This window comes from Arthrobacter sp. Dra40 (genome assembly GCF_059091905.1).
Genome location: NZ_JBNHHB010000191.1, coordinates 1 through 9722, shown reverse-complemented (window position 1 = coordinate 9722; position 9722 = coordinate 1). Strand labels below are relative to the sequence as shown.

Below are 9722 nucleotides of genomic sequence, written 5' to 3'. Positions count from 1 at the left end.
GTTGGACGGATTCACCCCGTTGTGGCGCGGTGCTGCCTGCGCGGCGTCCTACCATTGGAGCAGGGCAGTGCCGTGCCCGGGCGGCGAGCACCATGCCGTGAGGTCTCGTGAGTTTGGGTTGGGATGACTGAGGAAAAAAAGAAGCACAAGGGCCTGAAGATTGCGCTGCTGTGCATTATCGGCGCGTTGGTTGCTGCTGCGGCAGCCGTCACTGCAGCCGCGGCCGCGTCGCCGACTTTTGCCGGGCAATTGAGCCGCGTGCTGGGTGGCGCTCCGGCCGAGCGCCCGGGCTTTTCGGAGCCGATCGTCAAGGCGATGTCCGTCGGGGTGACACCGGAAGACAAGGCCGTGGAAGTCAATCCAGCCACCGTCGCCACCATCACCGCCAAGAACGGGTCCATCAAGGACGTGGTGCTGGCGCCGGCGGCAGGAGGCGAACCGGTTGCCGGCAAACTGTCCGATGACGGCAGCGTATGGAAAGCCACCGAACGCCTGAACTTCCTGACCGAATACGAGTTCAGCTACACCCTGGTGGACAGCGCCGGCACAGCGACGGCCAAGCAGCAGAGCTTCACCACGGTACTGGCCCCCAATCAGGCCGACGGCTGGATGTATCCGCTGGACGGGCAGAGCGTGGGCATCGCCCAGCCTCTGGAGTTCAACTTCAGCGAGCCGGTGCTGAACAAGAAAAAGGTGGAAAAGGCCATCAAGATCACCACCTCCGCCGGCCAAAAGGGCGAGTTCTACTGGTACTCGGACACCAAGGCCCGCTACCGTGCGGAAAAGTACTGGGCGCCAAACAGCACCGTCACCGTGGACATGAGGCTCTTCGGCGTGGAATTCGGCAACAAAATGATCGGGATGAACGACGAGAAAATCACCGTCAACATCCTGGACGACCGCCGGGCCATCGTGGACAACAAGACCAAAACCATGAAGATCTACGTGGCCGGCAAATTGGCCCAGACCTTCCCGGTCACCCTCGGGGACCCGAACTGGCCCTCCAGCAAGGGCATCCACCCGATCATGGACATGCACAAGTCGCTGCCGTTCAACCCCCGCAGCATCGGGCTCAAACCCGGCGACCCCGACTGGTACGAACCGTTCAACGCGAAGTACGCCAGCCGCCTGAGCAACAGCGGCGAATTCGTCCACACCGCCCTTGACCCCTCGGCACTGGGTGTGCGCAACATTTCGCACGGCTGCGTGGGAATGTCAGAGGCCGGGGCCCGGTACTTCTACGAAACCATGCGCACCGGGGACATTGTGGACATCCGCAATACCGACGGCGGATTCCTGGATCCGACGGACGGCTTTGGGGACTGGAACGTGAACTGGAAGACCTGGACGTCGCAGGACAAGAGCTAGCGGTTCAGCTGTCCGTCCGGGCCGCGCCGGCTGGCCTGGCGGCCGCGCCTAATCCTGGAAGGGCAGGGAGTGCAGTCGGGCGCCACGCTGCGCGGCGCGTTCGTGCTGGCGCGACAGCCGGGCAAAGTCGCGCTCGCGCCGTTCGGCCATGACCGCCAGCAAATAGAGTTCCGGCGGAGTTCCCGGCGGCGGCGGCGGAGAGACATAGCCGGAGGCCTCATTGGCCAAGGCGGTGGCCAACCGAGCGCGGGATGCCGGAATCATTTTGGGAGCCTGCGACAGGAACTGCACCACCCGGCGGGCCAGCGGCTCGGGCAGCCGTCCCATGTCCGCCAGCTTCACCCAGGGAGCCAGCTGCGGGGGAGTCTCCGGCAGGAGGCGGGGCATGACCCCGACGCGCTCGCGCATGCTGTAGGTGCCCGCCAACAGGTCGCCCAGACGCTTGGACCTCTCATTGAACAGCGCCACCATGAACGCCACCGAGCCGAGCAGCAAATAGAGCTCGAAGACCGCCACGAGTCCCCGAATGAGCGCATGCCGGAAACGGATGGCGCCGCCGTCGTCACGCACGATGCGCAGCCCCATGACCCAGCGGCCGAGCGATTTGCCGCGGGTCAGCGTTTCGACGGCAATGGGCACGCCTACCAGAAAGAACAGCACCACGGCGATGGCCAGCGCCCGGGCAGCCGCGGCGTCCACACCCACATCCAGGGTTTCGGCCAGCAGCACGAAGGCGGCGATCAGCAGGATCACATTGGCCAGCACGTCGATGATCGAGCTCAAGGCCCGTACGCCGAACGACGCCGGCCGCAGTTCCAGCACTACCGCCTCGCCGGTGATGACGTTGCTCATCGGACCCCTTTCCTCGGCGGTCAATGCCGCGCCCGGTTCCACTCTATCGAGCCGGGGGCCGGCGGGCGCCGCCGCGACGGCCGCCCCGGGCCGGCGCCGGATAGGCTAAAGGCGTGGATATTGATGCCTTCACAGCCGTGCACCGGCAGGACTGGAAACGGCTGGACGAATTGAGCGCCAAGCGCAAGCTCACCGGCGCCGAGGCGGATGAACTGCTCGTGCTCTACCGGCGCACCTCCACCCACCTGTCGATGATCCGGTCCGTGGCCGCCGAGGGCCAGCTGTCCGCTGCGCTTTCCACCAGGCTGTCCCGCGCCCGCACCCGCTTCACCGGTGCCCGCTCCAACTTTGCCCGGGACGTGGCGGAGTTTTTTGTGCTGTCCCTGCCGGCGGCGTTCTATCGCCTGCGCTGGCTGACCGTGGCCATCGGCGCCCTGTTCGTCCTGGTTGCCTGGCTGTTCGGCGCCTGGGTGGCGGGAAACCCCGAGGTTATCAAGGCGATGGGGTCCAACGAGGAGATCCGGCAGTACGTAGAAGAAGACTTCGTCAAGTACTACTCCGAGAATCCGAACGCCTCGTTCGCCGGCATGGTCTGGGCCAACAACGCCTGGATCGCCGCGCAGTCGGTGGCCTTTGGCGTCACCGGGGTGTGGGTGCCCTACATTCTGTTCATGAATGCCCAGGGCGTGGGCATGGCCGGCGGGATGATGGCCGCCTACGACCGGTTGGACGTGTTTTTCATCTACATCCTGCCGCATGGGTTGATGGAACTGACAGCGATCTTCATTGCCGGCGCTGCCGGCCTGCGGATCTTCTGGTCCTGGGTCTCGCCCGGCCGGCTCACCCGCGCGGCGTCGCTGGCCAGGGAAGGCAGGTCGCTGATCACCGTGGCGCTGGGGCTGGTCCTGGTGCTCTTGATCTCCGGCGTGGTCGAGGGTTTCGTCACACCCAGTGCGTTGCCTGACTGGCTGCGCCTGGGCATCGGCGCCCTGGTGCTGGCGGCCTACTGGGTCTACACGCTGGTTGTGGGACGGCGGGCATACCTGGCCGGGGAGCGCGGCGACTTGGGCCGCTTCGATGCCGGGGAAACCGCAGCCACCGGCTAGGCGTGGCCGGACGCGCAGGCGGTTGCCACCGCGGGGGAAGCCGGAGGGGGCCGCGCCCGGGGTGGCAACCGCGAAGCACCGCCGGCCAGCGGTAGTCTCATAATCAGTGAGGCCAGCGGTACAGAAAGAGGCGACGGACGTGGCAGTCGAAGACGCGAAACCCGGTAGTGACGGACCCAGAGCCCGGGCAGTGCCGGGAGAAGCCACTGGCGTTGAACCGGAGCGCGCCCCCGCACCGCCGGTTCCTGCCGTGAACGGCCGTTTCCGGGACGAAGCCAACCCGCTCCCCATGCGCCGGCCCAGCAGGCTTCCGGATCTAAGCGCCGTGCGGGAGGGTCCCGGAACAGCGCCCGACGGCGGCGCAGCGCACAGTGCCAAAACCCAACCACTGCGCGCCGCATCGGCACCCGCCCGCGCAGCGGGCACAACAGCACCGGCAGCCGCAGGACAAGCCTCGCCGGCGGCAGTCCCGGTGCAGTCGAAGGGTGCCGCGGGCGGCAGCCTGCAGCCGGATGAACAGCAGGAGACCGCCTCAGGCGCAGAGGGCCGGAGCGCTGGCCCGGGCACCCCGGCCGACGGAGCGTCGGCCGCCCCGAAACCGGTACCGGCGCAGCCAATGGTGCAGCCCGATGGCACGGCAGCCGCCGGCGGCGACGCGTACCCGGCTACGGGTGCCCTCGCGATCCGCCCGCCGCGTTCGGAAGTCGTCCGGCGTACGACCGAGCGTGAAGAGGCCATGAACGCCAAACCGCTGGCCGGACGCATTCTGCAGGTGGTACTGGCCGTCCTGTTCCCGCTGCTGCTGATCATCGGCGCCATCCGGTTGGTGGCGACCCCACTGTTCCTGTGGGCCGAGTACAACCGTCCAGGTTTCCCCGCCGACAGTTTCGGCTTCAGCACCGAGGACCGGATGACCTACGGCTCCTATGCGGTGGACTATTTGCTGAACTTCGCCGGCCCGCGGTACTTGGGCGACCTGTCCGGCCCCAACGGCGGCAGCTTGTTCCTGGATTCCGAGGTCAGCCATATGGCCGACGTGAAGTCAGTCTTTCTCGCCACCATGATTGCCGGAGCGGTCATGCTCGTCCTGGCAGTCGTCGCCATTGTCTATCTGGGGCGCCGCTACCACGGCGGTATCCGGCGTGGCCTGTTCGCCGGGTCGGCCGCGACCTTGATCCTCATCCTGCTGCTGGGGGTCCTGGCTGCGCTCAACTGGCAGCAGTTCTTCACGGAGTTCCACCGGATCTTCTTCGCCGACGGCACCTGGACCTTCTTCGTAGATGACACGCTGATCCGTCTGTTCCCTGCCCGGTTCTGGATGGATTCCGGAATTGTCATCGCCCTGCTGGTGCTGATGGCTTCCTCGCTGGTGCTGGCCCTGACCTGGCCGACGCGCACCCGGCGGAACCGGAGTGCGGCAGCCGCCGAAGAACAGCGCCGCAGGCATGAACTCCTGCTTGCACGGGAGCAGGACTGACCCGAGTTCGGGCGGCTGCCGGCGGCGCCGCCCGGCTTCGGGCTGGTGGCAGCCGGAGCGGCTGACCCGGTCCCCGGCCAGCTGGCTCTAGCCGGCCGGGAGGGCGGCCTGCCGGGACTAGCTGTACATCCCGTCGATCTGGCCGGCAAAGTCCTCCAGTACCGTCATCCGTTTGAGTTTCATCGACGGCGTCAGGTGCCCGGAGGCCTCGGTTAAATCCTGTCCCAGGACGGTGAATTTTCGGATCTGCTCGGCCCGCGAGACGAGCCGGTTGGCGCGGTCCACTGCTTCCTGCAGTTCGGCCATGACCGCAGGGTCCTGTGCCGCCGCAGCCACGCCAACGGGGCCGCGGCCACGCGAGGCGAGCCATCCGTTCAGGCCCTCTTGATCCAGGCAGAGCAGGGCCGCGACAAACGGACGTCCCTCGCCGACCACCACGGCCTGCGACACCAGCCGGTGCTCGCGCAGGGCGTCCTCCAGAGGGCCCGGTGCCACATTCTTCCCGCCCGCCGTGACCAGCAGCTCTTTCTTTCTGCCGGTGATGGTGAGGTAGCCGTCGTCCAAGGTGCCGACGTCGCCCGTGCCGAAGAAGCCGTCACGGAAGGACTCGGCGTTGGCTGCCTCGTTATTGTGGTAGCCGCCGGTGATGCCGATTCCCTTGAGCAGGACTTCGCCGTCGTCGGCAATCCTGATGGTGGTGCCCGGCAGCGGCAGTCCCACGGTACCGATCCTGTTGGCCTGCGGCAGGTTGACCGCTGCAGGGGCAGTGGACTCGGTCAGACCGTAGCCTTCGAGGACGGGCACCCCGACGCCGGTGAAGAAGTGCGCGAGCTTGGGGTTCAGCGCCGACGCGCCCGAAACGGTGAATTCCACATGCCCGCCGAAAGCCGCGCGGAGCTTCCCGTAGACGAGTTTGTCGAACACGGCGTGCCGCGCCTTCAGCGCCAGTCCTGGTCCCGGGCCGGAGCCGCGTGCCTGCTCATCCCGGGCCCGTGAGTAGGCAATCGCCGTCTGCGCCGCCGCATCGAAAACCCTCCCTTTTCCGCCGTCGTGCGCCTTCTGCCGGGCACTGGAGTAAACCTTCTCGAAGACGCGCGGGACCACCAGCAGGAACGTGGGCTGGTACGAACCCAGGTCCTCGATCAGCTCGGCCATGCTGGAAGTGTGGCCCATCTTCACCCCGGCGGCCAGGCAGATCACCTGTACGGCCCGGGCCAGGACGTGGGCCAGCGGCAGGAACATCAGCGACTTGGCGTCCGGGCGCTTGAGAATCTCCGGCAGGAACTCCACCGTGTTGACGGCGAGTTCCGCAAAGTTGCCGTGGGTGATGATGCAGCCGCGCGGCCGGCCGGTGGTTCCGGAGGTATAGACCAAGGAGGCTGCGTCGTCCATACTGCGGGAAATTCGGCGCTGCTCAAGTTCCTCGTCGGACACGGCGGCTCCCACGGTCTTCAATTCAGCCAGACCATCGGCCGCCCCGTCCAGTTGCCAGACGGGAAGCCCGGCGGACAGTCCCGACATGGCCTGGCGCACCACGGCGGCCTTGGCAGCGTCCTCGACGAAAACCAGCTTGGCCGCCGAGTCCTGCAGGATCCACTGCACCTGGTGCGGGGACGACGTCTCGTAGACGGGAACGACGACGGCGCCGGCAAACCAGCCCGCCAGGTCCACCACGGTCCACTCGAACCGCGTCTTGGACATCACCGCAATAGTGTCCCCGGCTTCGATTCCGGAGGCCATCAACCCCTTGGCGACTGCGCTGACCTGTCCGAGGAGTTCGGCGGCCGAAACATCGGACCATGCGCCGTCGCGTTTGACGGCGTAGAGGGCACGCTGCGGGTCGCGTTGGTGCCGGGCGACCAGGATGTCCGTAAGGTTGGACCCGGCCGGCATGGCTGCCAAAAGGTCGGTCGCTGCTTCGCGCACGTCGTGCTCACTTTCTGCATTGGGAAAAGTCGTCTCAGGCTGCCTGCCTCAGATCCAGCTTGGCATCCACATCCGCCAGCGCCACTGGTCGTAGCCGATCAGCTCCGCGGTCCAGACCGGCAGGAAGAACGCCGACACCACAAGCGCCGCCGCTACGAACAGCCCCACCACCAGCACGCCTTGCCGCCGGCGCCACGGCGGATCCGTCGGGCGGCCCAGGGCCAGCCCGAGCACATAGGTCAAAGCCAGCACCAGGAACGGCTCGAAGGAGATCGCGTAGAAAAAGAAGGTGGTCCGCTCCGGGTACAGGAACCACGGCAAGTAGCCGGCGGCCACCCCCGCGAGCACAGCACCTGCACGCCAGTCACGGCGCCCTGCCCAGTAGAAGAGCAACACCAGGAGCGACACTGCAGCGGCCCACCATATCAGCGGGTTGCCGACCACCGTGACGGCCTCCGAACAGCGTGTGGCCGCATGGCAGCCGCCGTGGCCGGCTTCTTCTGCATGGTAGTAGAACGACGTCGGGCGTCCCATGAAGAGCCAGGTCCAGGCGTTGGATTCGTACGGGTGCTCCGAATTCAACCCGTTGTGGAAGGTGTAGGCGCTGCGGTGGTACTCGGCCAGGGAGCGGAGCCAGTCCGGCAGCCAGCCCCAGCTTGCAGAGGGGTGGGACGCGGCCCAGTTCCGGTCGTACGCATCGTCGGAGCGCAGCCAGCCGGCCCAGGTTGCCAGGTACGTCAGTGCCGCCACCGGAATCATGCTGAAGAACGCCGGAACCCCGTCGCGGATCACCCCGGCGGAGAACCACTCCCGGATGCCGGCGACCCGACGTGCGCCCAGATCCCAGAAGACGCACATCAGCCCGAACGCCGCGACGAAAGCCAGCGCCGACCACTTGGTCCCCACGGCCAGTCCCAGGCAGACGGCCGCTGCCAGCCGCCACGGCCGCCAGAGGACCCACGGGCCGTACAGCAGCCGCGAAGGATGCGGCACCCCGGACGGGCCTGCGGACCGGGCGACCTTCGCCGCCAGCCGCCGCCGTCCGTCGCGGCGGTCCAGCAGCAGCGCACCAAAGGCGGCGACCACCCAGAACATAAGGAAAATATCCAGCAGGGCTGTCCGGGAGTGGACCAGATGGTGGCCGTCAATGGCGGTCAGCAGGCCGGCGACTCCGCCCAACGCCGTGGACTTGAACAGCGCCTGGGCGATCAGGGCGATGATCAGGATGGACAACGTGCCTGTCAGCGCGGCACCGAAGCGCCAGCCGAAGCCGTTGTCGGAGCCAAAAAGCCACATGCCGGCGGCGATCATCCACTTACCGACGGGCGGGTGCACCACGTACTCAGGAGTATCGAGGAGGACATCCGGATTGCCGGCGTTAAACGAGTCGTTGGCGTCCTTGGGCCAGCTGCGTTCGTAACCGGACTGCAGATAGGAGTAGGCGTCTTTGACGTAATAGGTTTCATCGAAGACCAGGGAACCCGGCTCGCCCAAACGGTAAAAGCGCAGCACGCCGCCCAGGACGGCGGTGAGCACCGGGAGCAGCCACGCCCAGTGGCCGAACTGCGCGGGAACACCGAGCAGCCGGCGGCGCAGCACTGCTTCGCTGAATGCCTGGCCCGGAGCTTCCAGCCAACCTCCGCCGGTCGCCGAAGCAGCGGGCCGGGGCGTGGTCTGCGTCACGGCCATTATGTTACCGGCCGGTAGTTGCAGGGGTGCGCGGCGCAGCGGTCTGGGACGTCGGTTGCCGCGAAGCGGCCCTCGCTGCAGTGGGGCACATACCGACTCTATAGAAGTCGCCGGGAAAGCCTGAACGGCGCAGGTAGGGTTGTGCATGTGAATGAGCAGGAAAAGGGCGGACCGGCGAAGCGTCAGGCAGGGCAGATTGTGTTGGCGGGGACGCCGATCGGCAACGTCCGGGATGCCTCGCCGCGGCTGGTTGAGCTGCTCCAAACCGCAGACGTAATCGCCGCCGAAGACACCCGCCGGCTGCACAAACTGCTGCAGTTGCTGGGGATCACTGCCAGCGGCCGGATCATCAGCTACCACGAACACAACGAGGCAGCCCGTACCGCCGACCTGCTCGAACTTGTCCGTGCGGGCAGCACTCTGGTGATGGTGACCGATGCCGGCATGCCGGCCGTCTCGGATCCCGGCTTCAGGCTGGTGGAGGCCGCCGCGGCAGAGGGCGTGCTGGTCACCGCCGTGCCCGGGCCGTCGGCTGTGCTCACGGCGCTGGCGTTGTCCGGGCTGCCCACGGACCGCTTCACCTTCGAGGGATTCCTGCCCAGAAAGCAGGGGGAGCGGGGAGCGCGGCTTGCCGAACTGGCGGCGGAGCGGCGCACAATGGTCTTCTTTGAAGCACCCCACCGGCTGTCGGCCATGCTGCGGGCGCTTGATGCTGAGTTCGGTCCTGACCGCCGCGCTTCCGTGTGCCGGGAGCTGACCAAGCTGCATGAGGAGGTCCTGCGCGGTCCGGTCCGCGAACTGCTCGAGTGGGCTGAAACCCAGGAGGTGCGCGGTGAGATCGCCGTGGTGGTGGCCGGTGCGCCGGACGCAGCACCCGAACGGCCCGAAGACCATGTGGAGTCCGTCAACGCGCTGGTCGCCCAGGGGGCCCGGCTCAAGGATGCGGTAGCTGCAGTGGCGGCCGATGCCCGGGTCAGTAAACGTGAACTCTACGCGGCGGTCCTGGCCACCCGCGCCGGCAACGCGCGCTGACCCGGTCCCGGGTCCGGCCTGACCCGGCTGGGCAGGTCGTAATGTGCACGGCCCGTGACCGGCCGGCGCCGCTCGGATTGGTATTGTCGATCTGCACAGTAGTGACCGCCGAACGTAGTGCACCCTCGCATTTACACCCGTGAAGTGGAACACCTACCGTGAAGGAAACCGGGCAACTGCGCCCACGGACTCAATCCTGAACACTTGGAGGCACCGCCATGGCTGAAACCGCAGCCCGCGAAGCAGAACTGCTCGCCAAAGTACCCACCGGC

7 protein-coding genes are annotated in these 9722 nt (G+C 67.0%); 4 read left to right on the top strand and 3 right to left on the bottom strand.

Going from position 1 to position 9722, the window contains the following annotated elements:
• The first annotated feature begins 123 nt into the window (after positions 1-123).
• Positions 124-1368: a L,D-transpeptidase gene (locus tag AC5RWT_RS30565; protein WP_494083486.1), complete on the top strand. Its 1245-nt coding sequence runs from the start codon at positions 124-126 to the stop codon at positions 1366-1368.
• Between the two features lie 48 nt (positions 1369-1416).
• Here AC5RWT_RS30565 and AC5RWT_RS30560 read toward each other — a convergent pair whose 3' ends face one another.
• Entirely contained in the window at positions 1417-2220 is an 804-nt protein-coding gene (locus AC5RWT_RS30560; RefSeq protein ID WP_494083485.1) for an RDD family protein, read from the bottom strand.
• 113 nt (positions 2221-2333) lie between these two features.
• Here AC5RWT_RS30560 and AC5RWT_RS30555 point away from each other — a divergent pair, with 113 nt between their 5' ends.
• Both AC5RWT_RS30555 and AC5RWT_RS30550 read left to right on the top strand, forming a co-directional pair.
• On the top strand, positions 2334-3326 hold the full coding sequence (locus AC5RWT_RS30555) for a stage II sporulation protein M (RefSeq protein ID WP_493968311.1): 993 nt from the start codon (positions 2334-2336) through the stop codon (positions 3324-3326).
• Between the two features lie 139 nt (positions 3327-3465).
• Entirely contained in the window at positions 3466-4803 is a 1338-nt protein-coding gene (locus AC5RWT_RS30550; RefSeq protein WP_494083484.1) for a TIGR01906 family membrane protein, read from the top strand.
• 117 nt (positions 4804-4920) lie between these two features.
• Here AC5RWT_RS30550 and AC5RWT_RS30545 read toward each other — a convergent pair whose 3' ends face one another.
• Positions 4921-6729: an AMP-dependent synthetase/ligase gene (locus AC5RWT_RS30545; RefSeq protein WP_494083483.1), complete on the bottom strand. Its 1809-nt coding sequence runs from the start codon at positions 6727-6729 to the stop codon at positions 4921-4923.
• A 48-nt stretch (positions 6730-6777) separates the two neighbouring features.
• Positions 6778-8418 (bottom strand): dolichyl-phosphate-mannose--protein mannosyltransferase, encoded by a 1641-nt coding sequence (locus AC5RWT_RS30540; protein WP_494083482.1) that lies wholly within the window; start codon positions 8416-8418, stop codon positions 6778-6780.
• 147 nt (positions 8419-8565) lie between these two features.
• Between AC5RWT_RS30540 and rsmI the strand changes: the two genes are divergently transcribed.
• The gene (gene rsmI, locus AC5RWT_RS30535; RefSeq protein ID WP_494083481.1) at positions 8566-9450 is read left to right on the top strand and encodes a 16S rRNA (cytidine(1402)-2'-O)-methyltransferase; all 885 of its coding nucleotides are present in this window, start codon (positions 8566-8568) and stop codon (positions 9448-9450) included.
• The last annotated feature ends 272 nt before the right edge of the window (positions 9451-9722 follow it).

Excerpts from the sequence above, each read along its gene's own strand:
- AC5RWT_RS30565 (WP_494083486.1), top strand. The coding sequence starts at position 124 with ATGACTGAGGAAAAAAAGAAGCACAAGGGCCTGAAGATTGCGCTGCTG.
- AC5RWT_RS30560 (WP_494083485.1), bottom strand. The coding sequence starts at position 2,220 with ATGAGCAACGTCATCACCGGCGAGGCGGTAGTGCTGGAACTGCGGCCG.
- AC5RWT_RS30540 (WP_494083482.1), bottom strand. The coding sequence starts at position 8,418 with ATGGCCGTGACGCAGACCACGCCCCGGCCCGCTGCTTCGGCGACCGGC.